The sequence below is a fragment of the Mycobacterium adipatum genome (assembly GCF_001644575.1).
In the GTDB taxonomy this organism is placed as follows: Bacteria; Actinomycetota; Actinomycetes; order Mycobacteriales; family Mycobacteriaceae; genus Mycobacterium; species Mycobacterium adipatum.
In genome coordinates this window covers 3547046-3568274 of sequence record NZ_CP015596.1, presented here as the reverse complement: position 1 = coordinate 3568274, position 21229 = coordinate 3547046, and the positions used below count along the sequence as shown (strand labels likewise).

Here is a 21229-nt window from a genome sequence, read left to right as displayed (position 1 = left end):
TGCGCCGAAGCTAGGGCGGCTTTGTTACCACGCCGTTTCGGCGGTGCGTCCGTGATGAATATTGTCGCTGACATCGGCCACCGTTGCGCGCTGAGTTCTTTGTTGCGGCGGATTAACGCCCAACGTGACGCGGCGTAACACCGTGGTCATAGCGTCTCCGCCAGATGTCAGGGCTCCAGGTCGGCGCCCATGCCGCGTCCGGCTTCAGCGGTAACCATTCCTAGACAGGAGATTCGACATGACCGTCACCAGCAATCCCACCATCGAAGCCACCGCCTCACCCCCGCCGGGCCGCGGCAAGCACTGGATAGACGACTGGCGCCCCGAGGACCCGGAGTTCTGGGGCAGCGTCGGTAAGCCGGTGGCCCGGCGCAATCTGATCTTCTCGATTTTCGCCGAGCACATCGGGTTTTCGGTGTGGCTGCTGTGGAGCATCGTCGTGGTGCAGATGACCGCGTCGGCCGACGGAACCCCCGCGGCGTCCGGTTTCGCACTCTCCACCACGCAGGCGCTCTGGCTGGTGGCGGTGCCCAGTGGTGTCGGCGCGTTCCTCCGGTTGCCGTACACCTTTGCCGTGCCGATCTTCGGCGGCCGCAACTGGACGGTGATCTCCGCGGTGCTGCTGCTGATTCCGTGTCTCGGGCTGGCGTGGGCGGTCAGCAATCCCGATATCGATTTTGCACTGCTGCTGCTCATCGCGGCCACCGCGGGCTTCGGTGGAGGAAACTTCGCGTCCTCGATGGCCAACATCTCGTTCTTCTACCCGGAGAGCGAGAAAGGCTGGGCACTGGGACTGAACGCCGCGGGCGGCAACATCGGTGTTGCCGTCGCGCAGAAGATCATTCCGGTCGTCGTCACGGTCGGTGCGGGGGTCACCCTGTCCTACGCCGGCCTGTTCTACGTACCGTTCGCCGTCGTCGCCGCCATCTGCGCCTTCCTGTTCATGAACAACCTGACCGAAGCCAAGGCGGATGTGAAGCCGGTGTGGCAGTCGCTGCGCCACAGCGACACGTGGGTGATGTCGCTGCTGTACATCGGCACCTTCGGGTCGTTCATCGGCTACTCGGCGGCATTCCCGACACTGCTCAAGGCCGTGTTCGACCGCGGCGACATCGCATTGATGTGGGCGTTCCTCGGCGCCGGCATCGGGTCCGTGGCCCGGCCGCTCGGCGGCAAACTCTCCGACAGAATCGGTGGCGCACGCGTCACGGCGGTGAGCTTCATCATGCTGGCGATCGGCGCGGCCTCGGCACTGTGGTCGGTGAAGGCGGTGAACCTGCCGATGTTCTTCGTGGCCTTCATGTTCTTGTTCGTCGCCACCGGTATCGGCAACGGTTCGACCTACCGGATGATCTCCAAGATTTTCCGGGTCAAGGGTGAAGACGCCGGCGGCGACCCGGAAACCATGGTGCACATGCGTCGACAGGCGGCCGGCGCGCTGGGCATCATCTCTTCGGTCGGGGCCTTCGGCGGGTTCATCGTCCCGCTGGCCTATGCGTGGTCGAAGGCCCGCTTCGGCACGATCGAGCCTGCGCTGCAGTTCTATGTCGCCTTCTTCATCCTGCTCCTCGGTGTCACCTGGTACTGCTACCTGCGCAAGAGCACGCGGATGGCACAGGCAGGGGTGTGACGGCTTCCCGGCCTGCACCTGCACCGAAACTGCCCCGCAGCGGGCTCACCGAGGGGGTGAGCCCGCTGTGAGGTCCAGTTTTCCTCGCGCTAACGTCGGCTCAAAGGAACCGGAACAGTGCCCGCGCACGATGACGGCATGACCACGGCGGCAGGACGCACCACGCGCACGGCGTGTTCGTACTGCGGCGTGGGTTGCGGCATCGAGGTCACCACCGCCGCCGAGCGCACCACCGGTCTGCCCGTCATCGCCAAGGTTGCCGGGGACAAGCTGCACCCCAGCAACGCCGGCAGGCTGTGCACCAAGGGCGCCACCCACGCCGAGATGATGGCCGCCACCGAGCACCGGCTGAGCAACGCGCTGGTGCGCAGCGCGCGGGGTGCCGAGCCCGAGCCGGTGCCGGTGGACGCCGCGGTCGCCGAGGCGGGCCGCCGGCTGCGCGCCATCGTCGACGAGCACGGGCCCGATGCCGTCGCCCTCTACGTGTCCGGCCAGATGTCGCTGGAGGCTCAGTATCTGGCGACCAAGCTGGCCAAGGGTTATCTGCGCACCGTGCACATCGAGTCGAACTCACGGCTGTGCATGGCCAGCGCCGGCACCGGGTACAAGCAGTCCCTCGGTTCCGACGGGCCGCCCGGTTCGTACACCGACTTCGACTCCGCCGACCTGTTCTTCGTCATCGGCGCGAATATGGCCGACTGCCATCCGATCCTGTTCCTGCGGATGGCCGACCGGCTCAGGTCCGGTGCCAAGCTCATCGTGGTGGATCCGCGGCGCACGGCGACCGCGGACAAGGCCGACCTGTATCTGGCGATCAAACCCGGAACGGACCTGGCGCTGCTCAACGGGCTGCTGCATCTGCTGGTCCACAACGGCGATATCGACCACGATTTCATCGCCGAGCACACCGACGGCTGGGACGCCATGCCGGCCTTCCTCGCCGACTACCCGCCGGACCGGGTGGCCGCGATCACCGGCATCCCCGAGGCCGATATCCGCACCGCCGCCGCGATGATCGCGGAATCGGGGGAATGGATGACGTGCTGGACGATGGGTCTCAACCAGAGCACCCATGGCACCTGGAACACCAATGCCATCTGCAACCTGCATCTGGCGACCGGCGCCATCTGCCGGCCGGGCAGCGGGCCGATGTCGCTCACCGGCCAGCCCAACGCCATGGGCGGCCGGGAGATGGGCTACATGGGCCCGGGATTGCCCGGCCAACGCGCCGTGCTCTCGGCCGAGGACCGGGACTTCTGCGAGCAGCAGTGGGGGCTGGAACCCGGCACCATCCGCTCCGACGTCGGTCCGGGCACCATCGCGATGTTCGAGCAGGCCGCCGCCGGCGATATCAAGGCCTGCTGGATCATCTGCACCAATCCCGTTGCCAGCGTGCCGAATCGGGATACCGTGATCGCCGGCTTGGAGGCGGCCGAGCTGGTGATCACCCAGGACGCCTACCTCGACACGGCCACCAACCGATACGCCGACATCATGCTGCCCGCCGCGCTGTGGGCCGAGGCGGACGCTGTCATGATCAACTCCGAACGCAATCTGACCCTGCTGCAGCAGTCGGTTCCCCCGGTCGGCGAGGCGCGTGCCGATTGGGAACTGATCTGCGGTGTCGCCGAATATCTGGGCTTCGGAGCCGATTTCGCCTACAAGTCGGGCTCGGAGATCTTCGACGAGATTCGCCGGTTCGCCAACCCGCGCACCGGATACGACCTGCGTGGTGCCAGCTATGAACGGCTGCGCGAGACCCCGCTGCAGTGGCCGTGCCCGCCCGAGGAAGACGCCACGACAACAACGGGGCGCAACCCGATTCGCTACCTGAACGACGGGGTGTCCCAGACCCTGCACGTCGACGAGACCGGGCACCGGCCGCGGCTGGCATTCGCGACACCGTCGCGGCGGGCCCAGTTCCTGGCCCGGCCGCACATGGACGCGCGGGAACTCCCCGACGACGATTACCCGATGGTGCTCAACACCGGACGCCTGCAGCACCAGTGGCACACCATGACCAAGACCGGCCGGGTCGACAAACTCAACAAGCTCAACGCCGCGCCGTTCGTCGAGGTGCACCCGGATGACGCTGCCGCGCAGGGCATCACCGAGAACCACCGGGTGGAACTCACCTCACGGCGCGGTCGCGCCGTACTGCCCGTGCTGATCACCGACCGGGTGCTGCCCGGCACCGTGTGGGCGCCGTTCCACTGGAACGACGAGCAGGGCGAGTACCTCACCGTCAACGCGCTCACCAACGACGCCGTGGACGCCGAGTCGCTGCAACCCGAACTCAAGGTCTGCGCGGTGCGGCTGCGCCCGGTCGAGGTGGTGCCGCCGGCCGGTACCGGCCTCGCCGCGCTGGGACTGGACACGGCCCCACCGCAGCTCACCGAGGACGAGAGTTGCTACCTGTCCGGTTTCCTTGCGGGTCTCGGCGCGGGCACGCCGGGCGTTCCGGTACTCCCGTCCGCGGCCCCGGTACGCGCTCAGGTCAGGCTGTGGGTGGACGGCCTGCTGGCCGGCACCTATTCGAGAGCGGAACCCGAACAGGTCCCCGGAACCGGACCGTTGGTCCTGTGGGCTTCCCAGACCGGGAACGCCGAGGAATTCGCCGCCCAGCTGGCCGCCCGGCTCTCCGGCGCCCGGTTGCTCACCATGAACGACGCCGACCTGGACGATATCGCGGCAGCCGAGGATGTCGTGTTCGTGACCAGCACCTTCGGTGACGGTGGACCGCCCGACAACGGTGCCGAGTTCTGGGACCGGCTGGGGTCGGCGGACGCGCCCGCCCTCGACGGTGTGCGCTACTCGGTGCTCGGCATCGGGGACAAGGCCTACGACAACTTCTGCGGCCACGCCAAGTCGCTGGATGCCCGCCTCGCCGAACTCGGCGCGGTCCGCTCGGTCGAGCGCGCCGACTGCGAGATGTACGACGAGACCCCGATGGCGGCCTGGGCCGACCAGGTGATCGCCGGCGTCGGGCGCGACGCCGGACCGCCGGCGACCGTCCCGGCCCCGACCAAAGCCCCGGCGCCACTGACCCGCAACGCCCCGGTTCTGGCGCCGCTGTGCCGCAACATCCGGCTCACCCCGCCGTCGGCCCGCAAAGAGGTGCGGCAGTTCGGTTTCGACATCTCCGAACACGTCGCCGAGCACGGCGTCGGTTACGCCGCAGGGGACTCGCTCGGGGTGTTCGTCAGCAACTCCGCGGACACGGTGTCGGCCTGGCTTGCCGCCACCGGGCTCTCGGGCGACGAGATCATCGAGGTCGACGGCGCCGCGACCGATCTGCGCGGCGCGCTCACCGCGTCCTACGATTTCTGCCGCATCACCCCGAATCTGCTGAGCTTCGTCGCCGAGCACTGCCCGGAGGCCAAGATGCTGCGCAAGCCGCGGGAAAAGCTGGAGGGCTGGCTGGCCGGGCGCAACGGACTCGACATCGTCGAGGAGTTCGCGCTGCGGGCCGACCCGGAGGAATGGCAGGATGCGCTGGTGCGGCTGACCCCGCGGCAGTATTCGATATCGTCGAGCCCGCTGGTCAGTCCGCACGAGGTGCAGTTGACCGTGTCGGTGGTGCGCTACCGCAGTGCCCGCGGCGCCATGCGGGGCGGGGTGGCCTCCACGCACCTGGCCGACCGGGCATCGACGGTTCCGGTATTCGTGCAGCGCTCGCCCAACTTCCGGCCGCCGCCGGATTCGGCGACCCCGATGATCATGGTCGGCCCCGGTACCGGTATCGCGCCGTTCCGCGGATTCCTGCAGGAGCGGCGCGCGCTGGGCCACACCGGCCGCAACTGGCTGTTCTTCGGGGACCAGCACCGCGCCGAGAACTTCTACTACCGCGACGACCTGGAGCACATGGTGGCCGACGGTCTGCTCAACCATCTCGATCTCGCCTTCTCCCGCGACCAGGCGCACCGGATTTACGTGCAGCACAAAATGCTCGACGCCGGCGCCGAACTGTGGCGCTGGATGGAGGACGGCGCGCACTTCTATGTGTGCGGCGACGCCACCCGGATGGCCCGCGATGTCGACGACGCGCTGATGAAGATCATCCGTAAGCACGGCTCGATGTCGGCCGAGGCCGCGCACGACTACAAGAAGGAACTCGTCGCCACCAAACGCTATGTCCGCGACGTGTACTGATCGGCGCGAATAAAAGTCGCTCCCGCGGCGTTACACAGCCGTATTCGTTTGGGTAGATGTGGTCAGGGAGACGACAGAGATGGCTTGGCACAGTGGTGACGTGGTGACCGCGCTCCGCGAGATCGATCAGATGGACGTACAGACCGTCCCCGAGGGTGCCGCCGGCACCGTCGAGGAGACGACGCTGTTCGGGCAGCCGAAGGTGGTGTGCTTCGACGTCCCCACCGTGTGGGGAACCAAGCGCGCCTGCGTGCAGGTACACCGCGGCGACGTGGAACTGGCCGGCTGAGGACCTACAGCGCCTCGATATCGCGGGCGGCTCCCTTGTCGGCGGACAGCGCCAGCGCCGCGTAGGCCCGCAAGGCCGGCGACACGGTGCGGTCGCGGTGCTTCGGGCGGTAGCCGCCGGCCGCCTCCAGCGCAGCACGGCGGCGGGCGAGTTCCTCGTCGGGCACGTCGACCTGGATGCTGCGGTGCGGGATGTCGATGGTGATCGAATCACCGTTCTCGACCAGCGCGATGGTGCCGCCGGCGGCCGCCTCGGGGGAGACGTGCCCGATCGACAGGCCTGACGTACCGCCGGAGAACCTGCCGTCGGTGATCAGCGCGCACTGGGCGCCCAGTCCGCGACCCTTCAAATAGGCTGTCGGATAGAGCATCTCCTGCATGCCGGGGCCGCCCTTGGGGCCCTCGTAGCGGATCACCACGACATCGCCGGGCTGCACCCGCTTGTTCAGGATGGCCTCGACCGCGTCCTCCTGGGATTCCAGCACCACCGCCGGGCCGGAGAACTTCCAGATGGATTCGTCGACGCCGGCGGTCTTGACGATGCAGCCGTCCACCGACAGGTTGCCGCGCAGCACGGCCAGGCCGCCGTCGGCAGAGTAGGCGTGCGCCAGGTCCCGGATGCAGCCGTTCTCGGCGTCGGTGTCCAGGCTTTCCCACCGCTGCGACTGCGAGAACGCGGTCGCCGAGCGCACGCATCCCGGTGCGGCGTGGAACAACTCGACGGCCTCATCGGTCGGTGACCCGCCGCGAATATCCCAGTCGCGCAGCCACTGCGCCATCGAACCGGTGTGCACGGTGTGCACTGTCTCGTGCAGGTGCCCGCCGCGCCACAGCTCGCCGAGGATGGCAGGGATGCCGCCGGCGCGGTGCACGTCCTCCATCAGGTAGTGCCCGTTGGGGGCGACCTTGCACAGACACGGAATCAGTTGGCTGCGCTTCTCGATGTCTTCGAGGGTGTAGTCCAACTCGGCCTCCCGCGCGGCGGCCAGCAGGTGCAGCACGGTGTTGGTGGACCCGCCCATGGCGATGTCGAGGGCCATGGCGTTGTCGAACGCGTCCCGGGTGGCGATGTTGCGGGGCAGGACGGAGGCGTCATCATCGTCGTAGTAGGCCCGCACGATGTCCATCACCGTGCTGCCCGCCTTCTCGTACAGCGCCCGGCGCGCGGTGTGGGTGGCCAGCACCGACCCGTTGCCCGGCAGCGCCAACCCCAGCGCCTCGGTGAGGCAGTTCATCGAGTTCGCGGTGAACATCCCCGAGCACGACCCGCAGGTCGGGCAGGCGGCTTCCTCGATGCGCGTGATGTCGTCATCGGAGACCTCGGTGTTCACCGCGTCGGCGATGGCCGACACCAGATTGAGCCGGGTCTTCACGGTGCCGTCCACCAGGACGGCGGTGCCGCCCTCCATTGGGCCGCCGGAGACGAAGACGGTCGGGATGTTCAGCCGCAGCGCGGCCATCAGCATGCCGGGAGTGATCTTGTCGCAGTTGGAGATACACACCAGCGCATCGGCGCAGTGCGCGTTGACCATGTATTCGACGGAATCGGCGATCAGTTCGCGCGAGGGCAGCGAGTACAGCATGCCGCCGTGACCCATGGCGATGCCGTCGTCGACGGCGATGGTGTTGAACTCGCGCGGCACCCCACCGGCGGCCGAGATGGCCTCGGACACGATCCGGCCGACGGGTTGCAGGTGGGTGTGCCCGGGCACGAACTCGGTGAAGCTGTTGGCCACCGCGACGATGGGCTTGCCGATATCGGAGCCGGCCACCCCGGCGGCGCGCAGCAGTGAGCGTGCTCCCGCCATGTTGCGACCGTGGGTGACCGTGCGAGACCGCAGTTCTGCCATAGCACACACGGTGCCATTCGCGGTGTCTACGTGGGAAGACGGTGCTGATACTAGAACTGGCACTACTACCATCCAGGGATGGACAAGCGCAGCAGGCAGCGGCTGGCACTCGGAGAGTTCCTGCGGGCCCGCCGGGAAGCGGCGTCGCGCACCGAGCTCGGGTTCCCGGCGGTGCCCCGGCTGCGGACGGCCGGACTGCGGCGGGAGGAGGTGGCGGTGCTGTCCGGGGTGAGCGCCACCTGGTACACCTGGCTGGAACAGGGCCGCGATATCAACCCGTCCAAACAGGTGCTCGACGCGGTGAGCCGGGCACTGCGACTCTCGCCCGCCGAACACGACTATGTGCTGGCACTCGGCGGCTACACCGCAGCACCCGTGGGAATCGGGACGCTCGGGCCGCCCCCGCCGCACATCCAGCGCTTCCTCGACGCGCTGGCCGGCTATCCCGCCTTCGCCATCGGACCGACCTGGACGATCTTGGCCTGGAACCGCGCCTACGCCGCGCTGTATCCGGGGGTGCAGACCACCGACGCCGCCGATCGCAATCTGCTGGCGCTCGTGTTCACCGACCCCGCGATCCGGGAGTTGTTGCCGGACTGGGAGATCGACAGTCAGCGCTTCCTTGCCGAATTCCGCGCCGAGGCCGGCCCGCGGGTGGGGGAGCCGTCCTACACCCAGCTCATCGACCGGTTGTCCGCCGACAGTGAGCACTTCCGCGCGGGCTGGCAAGCCAGCAGCATCGAGCGGTTCGCCTCCCGGGAACGCCGGTTCTTCCACCCCGGGGTGGGCGAACTGCTGCTCGAGCACCACCAGCTGACGCCCGCGGATGTGCCGGAGATCCAGATCGTCGCGTATCTCCCGGTGCCGGGCAGCGGGGCCGGGGAAAAACTGAGGCGCCTGGTGGAGTCGGAGTCGAACTCCGAACCAGACTGAACAAGAAAGTGTGTCCGAGGGGGGACTTGAACCCCCACGCCCGTTAATAGGGCACTAGCACCTCAAGCTAGCGCGTCTGCCATTCCGCCACTCGGACATTGCGTCGTGCCATCGGCACGGAGCGACTAAGGCTAACGGATGGGGGCGGTCTGGCCCAAACCAGACCCGCACCGGCGGTGCGCCACCCCGCCCGAGCGCCTCGCGGCGGTGGTACGAATGGTGACTGTGAGCGTTCCCCCCACAAGCGCGGACGAGGTCGTCGACCTCGTGAGCACCCTGATCCGATTCGACACCTCCAACACCGGCGACCCGGCCACCACCAAGGGTGAGGCGGACTGCGCGCAGTGGGTGGGCGACCGGCTACGGGAGGTCGGCTACACCTGTGAGTACCTCGAGGCCGGCGCACCGGGCCGGGGCAACCTGTTCGCGCGGCTGCCCGGCGCCGACCCCGACCGCGGCGCCCTGCTGATCCACGGTCACCTCGACGTGGTGCCCGCCGAGCCCGCGGACTGGAGCGTGCACCCGTTCTCCGGGGCGGTCAAGGACGGCTACGTGTGGGGACGCGGCGCGGTCGACATGAAGGACATGGTCGGCATGATGATCGCCGTCGCCAGGCACTTCAAGCGGCACGGCATCGTGCCGCCGCGGGATCTGGTGTTCGCCTTCGTCTCCGATGAGGAGCACGGCGGCACCTACGGCGCCCAGTGGCTCGTCGACAACCGGCCCGATCTGTTCGAGGGTGTCACCGAGGCCATCGGTGAGGTGGGCGGGTTCTCCCTGACCGTGCCGCGCCGCGACGGCGGTCAGCGCCGGCTGTATCTGATCGAGACCGCCGAGAAGGGCCTGGCCTGGATGCGGCTGACCGCCCGAGGGCGGGCCGGGCACGGGTCGATGGTGCACGACGACAACGCCGTCACCGAGGTCGCCGAGGCCGTCGCCCGGTTGGGCCGGCACCAGTTCCCGCTGGTCCTCACCGAACCCGTCGAGCAGTTCCTCGCGGCGATCTCCGAGGAGACCGGCTACCAGTTCGACCTGGGCTCACCCGATCTGGACGGCACCATCGCCAAGCTCGGCGGTATCGCCCGCATCATCGGTGCGACCCTGCGCGATACCGCCAACCCGACCATGCTCAAGGCGGGCTACAAGGCCAATGTCATCCCGGCCACCGCCGAGGCGGTGCTGGACTGCCGGGTGCTGCCCGGCCGGCGGGCGGCCTTCGAGCGGGAGGTGGACGAGCTCATCGGACCGAACGTGGTGCGCAGCTGGGAGCGGGACCTGCCGTCCTACGAAACGTCCTTCGACGGGGATCTGGTGGATCAGATGAACGCTTCGCTGCTGGCGCTCGATCCCGAGGCACGCACCGTGCCCTACATGATGTCCGGGGGTACCGACGCGAAGTCGTTCCAACGGTTGGGAATTCGCTGTTTCGGCTTCGCGCCGCTGCGGCTGCCCGCGGACCTTGATTTCGCGTCGTTGTTCCATGGTGTCGACGAACGGGTACCCGTGGACGCACTAGAGTTCGGAGCCAAGGTCCTCGAACACTTCCTCACCAACTGCTGAAAGGGCGCGATGACGAACTCACCGTATGACAATCTGCCGGATCTGCCGACCTTCACCCTGACCTCGGAGTCGGTGACCGACGGGCAGCCGTTCGGCAACGATCAGGTCAGCGGCATCATGGGCGCCGGGGGCAAGGACATCTCGCCGCAGTTGAGCTGGTCGGGTTTCCCCGAGGAGACCCGGAGCTTCGCGGTGACGGTGTATGACCCGGATGCCCCCACGCTGTCGGGATTCTGGCACTGGGCGGTCGCCGATCTGCCCGTCGAGGTGACCTCCCTGCCCGCCGATGCCGGCAACGGCGACGCGCTGCCCGGTGGTGCCGTCACGCTCGCCAACGACGCCGGCCAGAAGCGGTTCATCGGTGCCGCGCCGCCGGCCGGGCACGGTCCGCACCGCTACTACATCGCGGTGCACGCGCTGCCCGTGGCGAGCCTGGATCTGCCCGACGGCGCCACCCCGGCCTACCTGGGCTTCAATCTGTTCGGCCAGGCGATCGCCCGCGCGGTCATCCACGCCACCTACGAGCAGAACTAACGGACGCCGGCGCCGACCGCCTCGGACAGCGACCCGTACCCTCCCTCGTGCAGCCTGCGGGCGATGCCGTCGTGAATCTGCTTGGCCCACAAGCCGCCGCCGTAGATGAACCCGGTGTAGCCCTGGAGCAGGGTGGCACCCGAGAGGATGCGTTCCCAGGCGTCGTCGGCGGTCTCGATGCCGCCCACGCTGATCAGCACCAGTCGGTCGCCGACCCGCGCGTAGAGGCGCCGCAGCACCTCCAGGGACCGGGCGGCAACCGGTGCGCCGGAGATCCCGCCGGCGCCGAGTTCGGCGACCCCGGGGGTGCGCAGGCCCGCGCGGGACACCGTGGTGTTGGTGGCGACGATCCCGGCGAGCCCCAATTCGACTGCCAGATCCGCGATCTCGTCGATGTCCTGATCGGACAGATCCGGTGCGATCTTGACGAGCACCGGCGTGGAGGTGGCGTTGCGGACGGCGGCCAGGATGGGCCGCAGGGCGGACACCGCCTGCAGATCGCGCAACCCCGGGGTGTTCGGCGAACTCACGTTCACCACCAGATACGAGGCCAGTGGGCCGACCAGGCGCGCACTGTCGGCGTAGTCAGCCACGGCCCGCTCGGCGGGGGTCGCCTTGGTCTTGCCGATGTTCACGCCGATCGGTACGTCGGGCGTGTGCCGGGTCAGCGCCACGGCCAGCGCGCCGGCGCCGTGATTGTTGAAGCCCATCCGGTTGAGCAGGGCCCGGTCCTGGGGCAGCCGGAACAGCCGTGGCTTCGGATTGCCCGGCTGCGGCTGCGCGGTCACCGTGCCGACCTCGGCATACCCGAACCCGAGCGCGCCCCATGCCGACAGTCCGTGCCCGTCCTTGTCGAAACCGGCGGCCAGCCCGAGCGGGCCGGGAAAGCGCACACCCCACACGGTGCTGGCCAACACCGGATCACGGGGCGCCAAACTCCCGGACAGCCGGCGGCGGGTGAAACCGGGGCGGGTGGCCAGGCGTAGAGCGGCGAACACGAAGGTGTGGATGCGTTCCGGGTCCACCTGGAAGAACGCGCGGCGAAGCAGTCGGTAGATCACAGAGCGGGCTGCTCACCGAGGACGGATTTCTTGCGGCGCAACAACACCCGTCGGCTCCCGTCGGTGTACAGGCGCACCCTGGTCAGCTCCCACCCGCGGTACTGCGCCTCGATCGACAATCGCACCGACGCCGACAACCGGGTGACATCGGGAGGCAGTCGCAGCGGAACCCAGTCGTACTCGTCGGACAGGTCGGCGGCCCACCCGGCCGGCATCCGTCCCCGCTGAACCGTGGTCATCACGGTCTCCTCTCCGTCCGGGGCGTCATCGGGGCGCCGCCCCGGTGATCACCTGCACTCCGGCACCGGACCCCGACACCACATAGAGGGTGTTGGTGGCGTCGTCGAATGCCAGGGTGTTGGGTTGCTGCACGGTCCGATAACGCACCTTCTCGACGGGTATTCCGGTGGCCAGATCGTAACCAACGACGGTGTTGGTCGCTGTCTGTGACACCCAGGCGAGCTCGGCCGATCCGGTCACGCCGTAGGGCGCGTCGTGCACCGGGAAGCGCTGCCGCAGAATGAGCGGCTCGGTCCCGTAGACCAGCAGGGCGCCACCCCGGGTGTCGGTGACCAGCACGCGTCCGGCCGGATCCGTTGCCATCGAGGTGGCTCCCTCGCCGGCCCGCAGCGACTGTTCGGAGGCGGTCCCGCCCCCGTCGACCTCGGTGACCGAGGTCTGGCCGCGGTCCAGAACCACCATCGAGTCACCCTGCGCGACAACGACATCCACCCGTGCGAACTTCGGGAGCGAGGCGCCGACCTCGGTATCGGATCGCAGTGTGTACAGGGTGCCGTCGGCGCTGCCGAGCACCAGTCGCCCGTCGTCGTGCCGCGCGATGGCGGTGAAGTCGGTGTCGGCGTGGCCGTCGACCTCCACCGGGGTGGCGGCCGCGGCGGCGATGTTCACCCGCAGGTAGCCGCCCCGGGTGGACAGCCACACCTCACCGGAACCGTCACCGGTCAGCGCGGTGGCCTCCGCGGGCAGGGCCAGGGTGCGCGACGGCCCGCCGGCCGGCAGCACGGTGAGCTGATCGGCGGGCCCGAGCACCACCAGGGCAGAGGTGCGGATATCGAAGTAGGCCGCCGTCCCGGGGGCCGAAAGCGGCGCCACCCGACCCGGCGGCGCGCCGGTGACCGGCGGCGATTTCGCGGGCAACGCGACGGGAATGGTCGGTGGTGGCGAATCGATCGGGCTCGACGAGCACGCCGTGCTGAACGCGGTCACCAGGGCCAAGACGCCGGCAGCCAGGAGTTGGAATCCGGATTTCGTATGCAATGGCCCCAAAAACTCCTGATTTCGTTGTTGCGGTGGTTCCGTTTTCAAATTTTAGGCAAAGAAACGCAAGTCGGACGCGGACGTCAATATGGCGGTATGGTGCCAACCATGAGTCTTGCCCCGGGAACGGATCTGACGGCAGGCGAGTTCGCCCTCGAAGACATCTCGACGGGTGTGCATGCCAGTGGATTCGGCGCGCTCGGCGGTGGCCGTAGCTTCTCCTTTCACGTCGAGGACCGGCAGCTCCTGGTCGTCGAGGTGTATCGGCCGCGGCTGAGCGGACCGGTCCCGCAGGACGAGGACATCGTCGCCGTCGCCACCCGCAGCCTGACCGATATCGACGTCACCGATGAGCGCAGCGTAGCCGCCGCCGTTCGGGACGCCATCGCCGGAGCCGAGCCGGTACGCACAGCGCGCTGACCCGACCCCCACGGTACGGTCGTCCGCGTGGCGGAGATGTCGTGGTTGCAGGTCGTCGTGCTGGCCGTGGTGCAAGGCCTGACCGAATTCCTGCCGGTGTCCTCCTCGGCCCACCTGGCAATCGTCTCGGAGGCCTTCTTCGGCGGTGACGCGGGCGCGTCGTTCACCGCCGTCGTGCAGATCGGCACCGAGATCGCCGTGCTCATCTATTTCGCGGGCGACATCGGCCGCATCCTCACGGCCTGGTTCGGTGGGCTCACCGACGCCGGCCGGCGCACCCCGGACTACTGGCTCGGGTGGTGGGTGATCCTGGGCACCATCCCGATCGGCATCTTCGGTTTCACCCTGCAGCACCTGATCCGCGGCGACATCAGAAACCTGTGGATCATCGCCACCGCGCTCATCGTGTTCTCGTTCGTCATCGCCGCCGCCGAATATTTCGGCAAACAGACCCGCGACATCCGGCAGTTCACCTGGCGCGACAGCCTCATCATCGGGTCCGCCCAGGCGCTTGCCCTCATTCCGGGGGTCTCCCGGTCCGGGGTGACCATCAGTGCCGGCCTGTTCCTCGGCCAGAAACGGGAGGCCGCGGCCCGATTCGGGTTCCTGCTGGCCATCCCGGCGGTCCTCGGCTCCGGGCTCTACGAGCTACGTCACGTTTTCGAACCCGGTGCGTCGGGAATGAGTGCCACGGTGCCGCAGATCGTGGTGGGCACCCTCATCGCGTTCGTGGTCGGCTACGCGGCGGTCGCCTGGTTCTTGCGATTCTTGGTGCGCCACAGCATGTACTGGTTCGTCGGCTACCGGATCGCCCTCGGTGCCCTGGTCCTGCTGCTGCTCGCCACCGGCGTGCTGGCCGCGCAGTAAGCAGGGAGGATCCTCATGACCGTCATCCTGTTGCGGCATGGCCGCTCGACCTCGAACACCGCGCACACCCTGGCCGGCCGCTCCGAAGGCGTCGACCTCGACGCCTTGGGCCACGAGCAGGCCCAGGCGGTGGTCACCCGGATCGGCGAGCTGCCGGTCAGAGCCATCGTCCGGTCGCCGCTGCTGCGCTGCGAGCGCACCGTGGAACCCCTGGCGGCCGCGCTGGGGCTGGTGCCGGTGGTCGAGGAACGCATCATCGAGGTGGACTACGGCAGCTGGACCGGGCGCACGATCGGCGAATTGGTCAAGGAGCCGTTGTGGAAGGTGGTCCAGCAGCAGCCCAGCGCGGCGGTGTTCCCGGGTGGCGAGGGCCTGGCGCAGGTCCAGGCCAGGGCGGTGGCCGCGGTGCGCGAACACGATCGCCGGCTGGCCGACGAACACGGTGGCGACGCGCTGTGGGTGGCCTGTACCCACGGTGACGTGATCAAGGCGGTGCTGGCCGACGCGCTGGGCACTCACCTGGACACGTTCCAGCGCATCACCGCCGACCCGGCCTCGATGAGCGTCGTCCGCTACACCGATACACGTCCGTTCGTGCTGCACGTCAACCACACCGGTAGCGGATTGACCGCCGCATTGAGTGCGAAGCCGGCCGCCGCACCGGAAACGGATGCGGTTGTCGGCGGCTCCACCGATTGAGGTCGCCCCGCTACCGGTATTTTGAAAGGTGCCATGACCCGCGCAATCCACGTCTTCCGCACACCCGACCGCTTCGTGGCCGGGACTGTCGGGCAGCCCGGTAACCGGACGTTCTACCTGCAGGCGGTCCACGACAAGCGGGTGGTGTCGGTCATGTTGGAAAAGCAGCAGGTGGCGGTGCTCGCCGAACGGATCTCGGCGCTGCTGGTGGAGATCAACCGCCGGTTCGGCACCCCGATCCCGCCCGATACCGGTGAGATCGAGGATCTGCATCCGCTGCTGACGCCGGTCGACTCGGAGTTCCGGGTCGGCACCATGGGCCTGGGGTGGGACGCCGAAGCCCAGACCGTGGTGGTCGAACTGCTCGCCGTCTCCGACACCGAGTTCGACGCCTCCGTGGTGCTCGACGACGCCGAGGACGGTCCGGACGCGGTCCGGGTGTTCCTGAGCCCGGAATCGGCGCGCGAGTTCGCCACCCGGTCCAACCGCGTCATCTCCGCGGGCCGGCCGCCCTGCCCGCTGTGCGATGAACCGCTCGATCCCGAGGGTCACATCTGCGTGCGCACCAACGGTTATCGACGCGGCGCCTTCGGCACGGTGGACGACGATGAACCGCCGTTCTGAGGAGCAGGTGCTGACCGACGGCGACCTCAGCGTCATCGGTCGTATCCGTTCGGCGAGCAACGCCACCTTCCTCTGCGCGGCGACGGTGGACGAGCAGCAGGTGCACTGCGTCTACAAGCCGATCGCCGGCGAGGCGCCGCTGTGGGACTTCCCCGACGGCACGCTGGCCGGCCGGGAGCGCGCCGCTTACCTGGTGTCGGCGGCGCTGGGGTGGGATATCGTGCCGCACACCATCATCCGGGTGGGTCCCGCCGGCCCCGGGATGGTGCAACGGTGGGTGGACCAGCCCGGCGACGCGCTCGCCGGGGACGCCCCCGCCGACGAGGACTGCGGCGAACCGGATCTTGTCGATCTGCTGCCCGCGGGCCAGGTGCCACCCGGTTACCTGGGCATCCTGCAGGCCTACGACTACGCCGGTGACCCCGTCACCCTGGTGCACGCCGACGATGACCGACTGCGCCGGATGGCGATCTTCGATGTGCTGATCAACAACGCCGACCGCAAGGGCGGGCACATCCTGGTCAGCACCGACGGCCGGGTGCGTGGCGTCGATCACGGCGTGAGCCTGCATGCCGAGGACAAGCTGCGCACCGTGCTGTGGGGGTGGGCCGGCAAACCGGTCGATGACGACGCGCTGGCCGATATCGCCACCCTGGACGGCAAGCTGGCCGGTGATCTCGCCGACCAGCTCGGCGAGCACATCACCGGTGCCGAGGTCGCCGCCCTGCGGGCGAGGGTCGCGGCCTTGCTGGATCACCCGGTGATGCCGGCCCCCGATCGGCGCCGGCCGATCCCGTGGCCGGCGTTCTAAGCGCGCGGACCGAAACCCTCGAAGGGATTCCACGACCGGCTGCCCCGGACGTGGAGGTAGTACGCGTAATTGGCCGTCGTCATGATGGCGCCGGCGAATCCGAACGTCACCACCTGGGACAGGAAGCCGGGGGCGTGCAGCACCGACAGCAGGGCGCCGAGGCCGACACCCGCACCCAGGATGGTGGTGCCCTTGCGCCACATGCCCTTGGCGTAGAAGTAGACGAAGCCGAACAGTAACGCCCACACGTTGGATGTCAGCCGCACCTTGTCCCAGACCGGCAGCGTGCGGTACGCGGCCTTGGCCGTCGGGCTGGAGTTGGGCAGCCCGTAGAGGTCGAAGAACGCGAACCGGCGCTGCCAGGAGGCGGCGAGCTCGCCGGCTTCGGGTGCGGTCATGTGCCGTGGCCTTTCCATCCCGGGTGTCGGGCATCATCCTCATTCATCGGGCGGTGCGTGCGGGGCGTTTCCCCCGCACGCAATACTGAGTCGGTGAATCCCGCCGAGCAGACCGACGCCGCGGTGGCCGCGATGATCGCCGCCGAGGCCGGTGACCTGCTGCTGGCCGTCCGCGAGGAGGTCGGCTTCCAGGACTCCTATGACCTCGGGGACGCCGGGGACCGCCGTGCCAATGCGCTCATCCTCAAGCGGCTGGCCGAGTTGCGCCCGGGCGACGCGGTGCTCTCCGAAGAAGCCGTCGACGACCGTTCCCGGGTGCATGCCGACCGGGTGTGGATCGTCGACCCCGTCGACGGCACCCGGGAGTTCTCGATGGCCGGCCACGCCGACTGGGCGGTGCACATCGCGCTGTGGCAGCGCGACGGTGTGCCCGGGACGGGGGACCTGGGCGCCATCACCGACGCCGCCGTCGCACTGCCCGCCCTCGGGCAGGTGTACCGCACCGACACCGTGGCCCCGCCGCCGCCGCGGCGCCCGGGGCCCATCCGGGTGACCGCGAGCACCTACCGGCCGCCGGCCGTGCTGTGGTGGCTGCGCGAGCATCTCGACATCGAGGTGGTGCGGATCGGTTCGGCCGGCGCCAAAGCGATGGCGGTGGTGCGCGGCGATGTCGACGCCTACATCCATGCCGGTGGGCAGTGGGAGTGGGACTCGGCGGCGCCCGCCGGGGTGCTCTGGGCCGCCGGTCTGCACGCGACCCGGCTCGGCGGGGCGCCGCTGGTCTACAACCGGCGCGACCCGTATCTGCCGGATCTGCTGATGTGCCGGACGGAGGTCTCCGGACCGCTGCTGGAGACCATTCACGCAGCGTTCTGAGTACGGCCCGCGACGATCCGGGAATCAAATCGACGCCGAACTTGTCGGTTCCCGTGAGCGAGCGCCCCGAGTGAGCACACCAGCGAAAGGTATCGGTGACCGAACACCTTAGAGTCGACGTCATGCAGTCCTGGCCGGCGCCGACCGTTCCCACGTTGCCCGGTGCGGGTGTACCACTACGGTTGTTCGACACCGCCGACCGCCAGGTGCGGCCGGTCTCCCCAGGTCAGACCGCCACCATGTACGTCTGCGGCATCACTCCCTATGACGCCACCCACCTGGGCCACGCCGCGACCTATCTGACCTTCGACCTGATCAACCGGCTGTGGCGGGACGCCGGCCATGACGTGCACTACGTGCAGAACATCACCGATGTGGACGACCCACTGTTCGAACGGGCGGCCCGCGACGGTATCGGCTGGCGCGAACTCGGCGACCGGGAGATCCAGCTGTTCCGCGACGATATGACCGCACTGCGGGTGCTGCCGCCGCGCGACTACGTCGCGGCCACCGACGCGATCGCCGAGGTGATCGCGGTGGTGGAGAAGATGCTGGCCAGCGGGGCCGCCTACGTGGTCGATGATGCGCAGTACCCGGACGTGTACTTCCACGCCGACGCCACGGCCCAGTTCGGCTACGAGTCGGGTTATGACCACGAGACCATGGCGCGACTGTTCGCCGAGCGTGGCGGTGACCCGGACCGGGCCGGCAAGGCCGACCCGCTCGACGCGCTGCTGTGGCGCGCCGAACGTCCCGGCGAACCCAGCTGGCCGTCACCGTTCGGCAACGGGCGCCCGGGATGGCACGTGGAGTGCGCGGCGATCGCGCTGGACCGCATCGGTACCGGTCTCGACATCCAGGGCGGCGGATCCGACCTGATCTTCCCGCACCACGAGTTCTCTGCCGCGCACGCCGAATCCGTCACGGGGGAGCGGCGTTTCGCGCGGCACTATGTGCACGCCGGGATGATCGGCTGGGACGGGCACAAGATGAGCAAGAGCCGCGGCAACCTGGTGCTGGTGTCGCGGCTGCGTGCCGAGGGTGTCGACCCGGGAGCCGTGCGACTGGGACTGTTCGCCGGGCATTACCGCGCCGACCGGTACTGGAGCCCCGCGGTTCTCGACGAGGCCGTTGCCCGGCTGCGGCACTGGCGGTCCGCCGTGGCGCTGCCGTCGGGCCCGGATGCCGCCGATGTCCTGAGCCGGGTGCGCCACTACCTGGCCGATGACTTGGACACACCGAAAGCGCTTGCCGCCCTTGATGGTTGGTGTACCGACGCGCTCAGCTACGGAGGATCTGAGGACACCGCTCCAGCGCTGGTGGCCGATATCGTCGACGCGCTGCTCGGTGTAGACCTCTAAACCCCGCGGCGGGTACGTTGACCGCCATGAGCTCAGTCAACGGCAAGGTCGTCTTCATCACCGGCGGTGCACGCGGTGTCGGTGCGGAGGTCGCCCGTCGGCTCCGCCGCAAGGGCGCCAAGCTGGTCCTCACCGACCTCGATGCCGCCCCGCTGGCCGAGCTGGCCACCGAACTGGGCGGGGACGCCCACGTGCTGACCGCGCTGGCCGACGTCCGCGACCTGACCGCCATGCAGCAGGCCGCCGAGGCCGCCGTCGAGCACTTCGGTGGCATCGACATCGTGGTTGCCAACGCCGGTATCGCCAGCTTCGGGTCCGTGCTGCAGGTGGATCCGGCGGCGTTCCGGCGGGTGGTCGACGTCAACGTGATCGGGGTGTTCAACACGGTGCGCGCCACGCTGCCGTCGGTCATCGAGCGCCGCGGATACGTGCTGGTGGTGTCCTCGCTGGCCGCATTCACCTCCGCGCCGGGGCTGGCGGCGTATCACGCGTCCAAGGCCGGTGCCGAGTACTTCGCCAACACGCTGCGCCTGGAGGTGGCCCACCTCGGCGTGGATGTCGGCTCGGCCCATATGAGCTGGATCGACACCCCGCTGGTGCAGGACGCCAAGAGCGACCTGGCCACCTTCCGGGAGATGCTGACCAGGATGCCCGGCCCGCTGAAGAAGACCACCACCGTCAGCGAGTGCGGTGCCGCCTTCGTCAAGGGCATCGAGCGACGCCGGAAGCGGATCTACTGCCCGGGCTGGGTCGGCGCCTTCCGCTGGATCCGGCCCGTGGTGTCGACAGCGGTCGGGGAGCGCGACATCCGCAAGTTCACCCCGGAGCTGCTCCCCAAGCTCGACGCCGAGATCGCGGCGCTCGGCCGCTCGACCAGTGCCCGCACCGAGGCGCTCGAACAGCGATGACCCGAGAGATCGCCAAAGCGGCCCACAGCTGGGACTAGCGGCCCCGGCGACGCAGGTAACGCTCGAATTCCGCGGCCAGCGCATCCCCGTCGATCTTGCCCAGCGCTTCGTTCATGTCGACCTCGGCGTCGCCGCGTTCCTCCAGCGTCTGCACGTACTCGGCGATCTCTTCGTCCTCGGCGGTCATCTCGGTGACCGCCTCCTCCCACTCCTCGGCCGCGCTCGGCAGGTCGGCGAGCGGTACCTCGATGTCGAGGACATCCTCGACCCGGCGCAGCAGCGCCACCGTGGCCTTGGGGTTCGGCGGCTGCGACACGTAGTGCGGAACGGCCGCCCAGAACGTCACCGCCGGGATGCCGGCCTGCACGCAGGCGTCCTGGAAGACCCCGGCGATTCCGGTGGGGCCCTCGTAGCGGGTCTCCTCCAGGCCGAAGAACTTGGCCGAATCGGCCGAGTAGGCGGCGCCCGAGACCGGGACCGGGCGGGTGTGCGGGGTGTCGGCGAGCAGGGCGCCGAGGATGACGACGGTGTCGACATTGAGTTTGTCGGCGATCGCGAGCAGCTCGGCGCAGAACGTGCGCCACCGCATGTTCGGTTCGACGCCGTGCATGAGCACGATGTCCCGGTCGCTGCCGGGCGGACGGCAGTGGCTGATCCGCATCGACGGCCAGACCAGCTCGCGGGTGACCCCGTCGATTTGCCGGATCACCGGCCGATTGACCTGGTAGTCGTAGTAACTCTCGTCATCGATCTCGACGATCGTCTCGGCTTCCCAGATGGAGTCCAGATGCTCCAGCGCGCCGCTGGCCGCATCCCCGGCGTCGTTCCAGCCTTCGAAGGCGGCCACGACGACTGTGTTCTGCAGGTCCGGCAGGCCGGGCATGCTGGCATCCGACGGTGTCACACTGCCAGCGTAAGCCCTGTATGGCGGTGATGAGTCACAGCCGGCGGTGCGGCGATTTGCGGTCGGATACCCGGC

At 68.8% G+C, this 21229-nt stretch carries 20 protein-coding genes and 1 tRNA gene; 14 read left to right on the top strand and 7 right to left on the bottom strand.

Annotated elements, in window-relative coordinates; all coding sequences use genetic code 11:
* Positions 1 to 238: 238 nt before the first annotated feature.
* The 3 genes from A7U43_RS16930 (at position 239) to A7U43_RS16920 (ending at position 6071) form a co-directional block, all read left to right on the top strand.
* Positions 239 to 1630 (top strand): MFS transporter, encoded by a 1392-nt coding sequence (locus A7U43_RS16930; protein WP_067997534.1) that lies wholly within the window; start codon positions 239 to 241, stop codon positions 1628 to 1630.
* A 138-nt stretch (positions 1631 to 1768) separates the two neighbouring features.
* Positions 1769 to 5782 carry a bifunctional nitrate reductase/sulfite reductase flavoprotein subunit alpha gene (locus A7U43_RS16925; protein ID WP_068002944.1) on the top strand — a complete coding sequence of 1338 codons (4014 nt, stop codon included), beginning with the start codon at positions 1769 to 1771 and terminating at the stop codon, positions 5780 to 5782.
* A gap of 79 nt (positions 5783 to 5861) precedes the next feature.
* Positions 5862 to 6071 (top strand): hypothetical protein, encoded by a 210-nt coding sequence (locus tag A7U43_RS16920; protein ID WP_067997531.1) that lies wholly within the window; start codon positions 5862 to 5864, stop codon positions 6069 to 6071.
* A 4-nt stretch (positions 6072 to 6075) separates the two neighbouring features.
* Here A7U43_RS16920 and ilvD read toward each other — a convergent pair whose 3' ends face one another.
* Positions 6076 to 7920, bottom strand: coding sequence for a dihydroxy-acid dehydratase (gene ilvD / locus A7U43_RS16915; protein WP_067997528.1), 1845 nt, complete (start codon positions 7918 to 7920; stop codon positions 6076 to 6078).
* Between the two features lie 78 nt (positions 7921 to 7998).
* Between ilvD and A7U43_RS16910 the strand changes: the two genes are divergently transcribed.
* Positions 7999 to 8853, top strand: a complete 855-nt coding sequence (locus A7U43_RS16910; protein WP_067997526.1) for a helix-turn-helix transcriptional regulator — start codon at positions 7999 to 8001, stop codon at positions 8851 to 8853.
* Positions 8854 to 8864: 11 nt separating this feature from the next.
* Here A7U43_RS16910 and A7U43_RS16905 read toward each other — a convergent pair.
* Positions 8865 to 8950 (bottom strand) — tRNA-Leu (locus tag A7U43_RS16905).
* A 119-nt stretch (positions 8951 to 9069) separates the two neighbouring features.
* Between A7U43_RS16905 and A7U43_RS16900 the strand changes: the two genes are divergently transcribed.
* Both A7U43_RS16900 and A7U43_RS16895 read left to right on the top strand, forming a co-directional pair.
* On the top strand, positions 9070 to 10413 hold the full coding sequence (locus A7U43_RS16900) for a M20/M25/M40 family metallo-hydrolase (RefSeq protein WP_068002941.1): 1344 nt from the start codon (positions 9070 to 9072) through the stop codon (positions 10411 to 10413).
* 9 nt (positions 10414 to 10422) lie between these two features.
* Positions 10423 to 10947: a YbhB/YbcL family Raf kinase inhibitor-like protein gene (locus A7U43_RS16895; RefSeq protein ID WP_067997521.1), complete on the top strand. Its 525-nt coding sequence runs from the start codon at positions 10423 to 10425 to the stop codon at positions 10945 to 10947.
* Here A7U43_RS16895 and A7U43_RS16890 read toward each other — a convergent pair.
* Genes A7U43_RS16890 through A7U43_RS16880 form a run of 3 tightly spaced genes read right to left on the bottom strand, consistent with a single transcriptional unit; the run spans position 10944 to position 13286 of the window.
* Entirely contained in the window at positions 10944 to 12005 is a 1062-nt protein-coding gene (locus tag A7U43_RS16890) for a quinone-dependent dihydroorotate dehydrogenase (RefSeq protein ID WP_068002938.1), read from the bottom strand. The genes A7U43_RS16895 and A7U43_RS16890 overlap by 4 nt on opposite strands.
* Positions 12005 to 12247 (bottom strand): DUF5703 family protein, encoded by a 243-nt coding sequence (locus A7U43_RS16885; protein ID WP_067997518.1) that lies wholly within the window; start codon positions 12245 to 12247, stop codon positions 12005 to 12007. Before A7U43_RS16885 ends, A7U43_RS16890 begins: the two co-directional genes overlap by 1 nt.
* 25 nt (positions 12248 to 12272) lie before the next feature.
* The gene (locus tag A7U43_RS16880; RefSeq protein ID WP_082902179.1) at positions 12273 to 13286 is read right to left on the bottom strand and encodes a YncE family protein; all 1014 of its coding nucleotides are present in this window, start codon (positions 13284 to 13286) and stop codon (positions 12273 to 12275) included.
* 108 nt (positions 13287 to 13394) lie between these two features.
* On the opposite strand from A7U43_RS16880, the gene A7U43_RS16875 reads away from it, so the two are divergent.
* Genes A7U43_RS16875 through A7U43_RS16855 form a run of 5 tightly spaced genes read left to right on the top strand, consistent with a single transcriptional unit; the run spans position 13395 to position 16707 of the window.
* Positions 13395 to 13706 carry a hypothetical protein gene (locus tag A7U43_RS16875; RefSeq protein WP_197499865.1) on the top strand — a complete coding sequence of 104 codons (312 nt, stop codon included), beginning with the start codon at positions 13395 to 13397 and terminating at the stop codon, positions 13704 to 13706.
* Between the two features lie 36 nt (positions 13707 to 13742).
* Positions 13743 to 14573 carry an undecaprenyl-diphosphate phosphatase gene (locus A7U43_RS16870; protein WP_068002935.1) on the top strand — a complete coding sequence of 277 codons (831 nt, stop codon included), beginning with the start codon at positions 13743 to 13745 and terminating at the stop codon, positions 14571 to 14573.
* 15 nt (positions 14574 to 14588) lie between these two features.
* Positions 14589 to 15272, top strand: coding sequence for a histidine phosphatase family protein (locus A7U43_RS16865; protein WP_067997509.1), 684 nt, complete (start codon positions 14589 to 14591; stop codon positions 15270 to 15272).
* 33 nt (positions 15273 to 15305) lie between these two features.
* Entirely contained in the window at positions 15306 to 15896 is a 591-nt protein-coding gene (locus A7U43_RS16860) for a DUF3090 domain-containing protein (RefSeq protein ID WP_067997505.1), read from the top strand.
* Entirely contained in the window at positions 15880 to 16707 is an 828-nt protein-coding gene (locus A7U43_RS16855; protein WP_067997490.1) for an SCO1664 family protein, read from the top strand. Before A7U43_RS16860 ends, A7U43_RS16855 begins: the two co-directional genes overlap by 17 nt.
* On the opposite strand, the gene A7U43_RS16850 is transcribed toward A7U43_RS16855, so the two are convergent.
* Complete coding sequence (locus tag A7U43_RS16850; RefSeq protein ID WP_067997489.1) at positions 16704 to 17105, bottom strand: DUF2628 domain-containing protein; 402 nt, start codon at positions 17103 to 17105, stop codon at positions 16704 to 16706. The genes A7U43_RS16855 and A7U43_RS16850 overlap by 4 nt on opposite strands.
* 132 nt (positions 17106 to 17237) lie before the next feature.
* On the opposite strand from A7U43_RS16850, the gene A7U43_RS16845 reads away from it, so the two are divergent.
* From A7U43_RS16845 to A7U43_RS16835, 3 genes are all read left to right on the top strand, one after another.
* Positions 17238 to 17981 (top strand): 3'(2'),5'-bisphosphate nucleotidase CysQ, encoded by a 744-nt coding sequence (locus A7U43_RS16845; protein WP_068002932.1) that lies wholly within the window; start codon positions 17238 to 17240, stop codon positions 17979 to 17981.
* A gap of 122 nt (positions 17982 to 18103) precedes the next feature.
* A complete protein-coding gene (gene mshC, locus A7U43_RS16840; protein ID WP_067997486.1) occupies positions 18104 to 19342 on the top strand; it encodes a cysteine--1-D-myo-inosityl 2-amino-2-deoxy-alpha-D-glucopyranoside ligase in 1239 nt (412 codons plus the stop codon).
* 26 nt (positions 19343 to 19368) lie between these two features.
* Positions 19369 to 20250 carry an SDR family oxidoreductase gene (locus A7U43_RS16835; RefSeq protein WP_067997483.1) on the top strand — a complete coding sequence of 294 codons (882 nt, stop codon included), beginning with the start codon at positions 19369 to 19371 and terminating at the stop codon, positions 20248 to 20250.
* Between the two features lie 34 nt (positions 20251 to 20284).
* Here A7U43_RS16835 and A7U43_RS16830 read toward each other — a convergent pair whose 3' ends face one another.
* On the bottom strand, positions 20285 to 21133 hold the full coding sequence (locus tag A7U43_RS16830; RefSeq protein ID WP_156526139.1) for a PAC2 family protein: 849 nt from the start codon (positions 21131 to 21133) through the stop codon (positions 20285 to 20287).
* Between the last annotated feature and the right edge of the window lie 96 nt (positions 21134 to 21229).

Bases quoted from the DNA above. Each gene is read 5' to 3' on its own strand.
- A7U43_RS16930 (WP_067997534.1), top strand. From the start codon at position 239: ATGACCGTCACCAGCAATCCCACCATCGAAGCCACCGCCTCACCCCCG.
- A7U43_RS16925 (WP_068002944.1), top strand. From the start codon at position 1,769: ATGACCACGGCGGCAGGACGCACCACGCGCACGGCGTGTTCGTACTGC.
- A7U43_RS16920 (WP_067997531.1), top strand. From the start codon at position 5,862: ATGGCTTGGCACAGTGGTGACGTGGTGACCGCGCTCCGCGAGATCGAT.
- ilvD (WP_067997528.1), bottom strand. From the start codon at position 7,920: ATGGCAGAACTGCGGTCTCGCACGGTCACCCACGGTCGCAACATGGCG.
- A7U43_RS16910 (WP_067997526.1), top strand. From the start codon at position 7,999: ATGGACAAGCGCAGCAGGCAGCGGCTGGCACTCGGAGAGTTCCTGCGG.
- A7U43_RS16900 (WP_068002941.1), top strand. From the start codon at position 9,070: ATGGTGACTGTGAGCGTTCCCCCCACAAGCGCGGACGAGGTCGTCGAC.
- A7U43_RS16895 (WP_067997521.1), top strand. From the start codon at position 10,423: ATGACGAACTCACCGTATGACAATCTGCCGGATCTGCCGACCTTCACC.
- A7U43_RS16885 (WP_067997518.1), bottom strand. From the start codon at position 12,247: ATGACCACGGTTCAGCGGGGACGGATGCCGGCCGGGTGGGCCGCCGAC.
- A7U43_RS16875 (WP_197499865.1), top strand. From the start codon at position 13,395: ATGAGTCTTGCCCCGGGAACGGATCTGACGGCAGGCGAGTTCGCCCTC.
- A7U43_RS16870 (WP_068002935.1), top strand. From the start codon at position 13,743: ATGTCGTGGTTGCAGGTCGTCGTGCTGGCCGTGGTGCAAGGCCTGACC.
- A7U43_RS16865 (WP_067997509.1), top strand. From the start codon at position 14,589: ATGACCGTCATCCTGTTGCGGCATGGCCGCTCGACCTCGAACACCGCG.
- A7U43_RS16860 (WP_067997505.1), top strand. From the start codon at position 15,306: ATGACCCGCGCAATCCACGTCTTCCGCACACCCGACCGCTTCGTGGCC.
- A7U43_RS16855 (WP_067997490.1), top strand. From the start codon at position 15,880: ATGAACCGCCGTTCTGAGGAGCAGGTGCTGACCGACGGCGACCTCAGC.
- A7U43_RS16850 (WP_067997489.1), bottom strand. From the start codon at position 17,105: ATGACCGCACCCGAAGCCGGCGAGCTCGCCGCCTCCTGGCAGCGCCGG.
- A7U43_RS16845 (WP_068002932.1), top strand. From the start codon at position 17,238: ATGATCGCCGCCGAGGCCGGTGACCTGCTGCTGGCCGTCCGCGAGGAG.
- mshC (WP_067997486.1), top strand. From the start codon at position 18,104: ATGCAGTCCTGGCCGGCGCCGACCGTTCCCACGTTGCCCGGTGCGGGT.
- A7U43_RS16835 (WP_067997483.1), top strand. From the start codon at position 19,369: ATGAGCTCAGTCAACGGCAAGGTCGTCTTCATCACCGGCGGTGCACGC.
- A7U43_RS16830 (WP_156526139.1), bottom strand. From the start codon at position 21,133: ATGCCCGGCCTGCCGGACCTGCAGAACACAGTCGTCGTGGCCGCCTTC.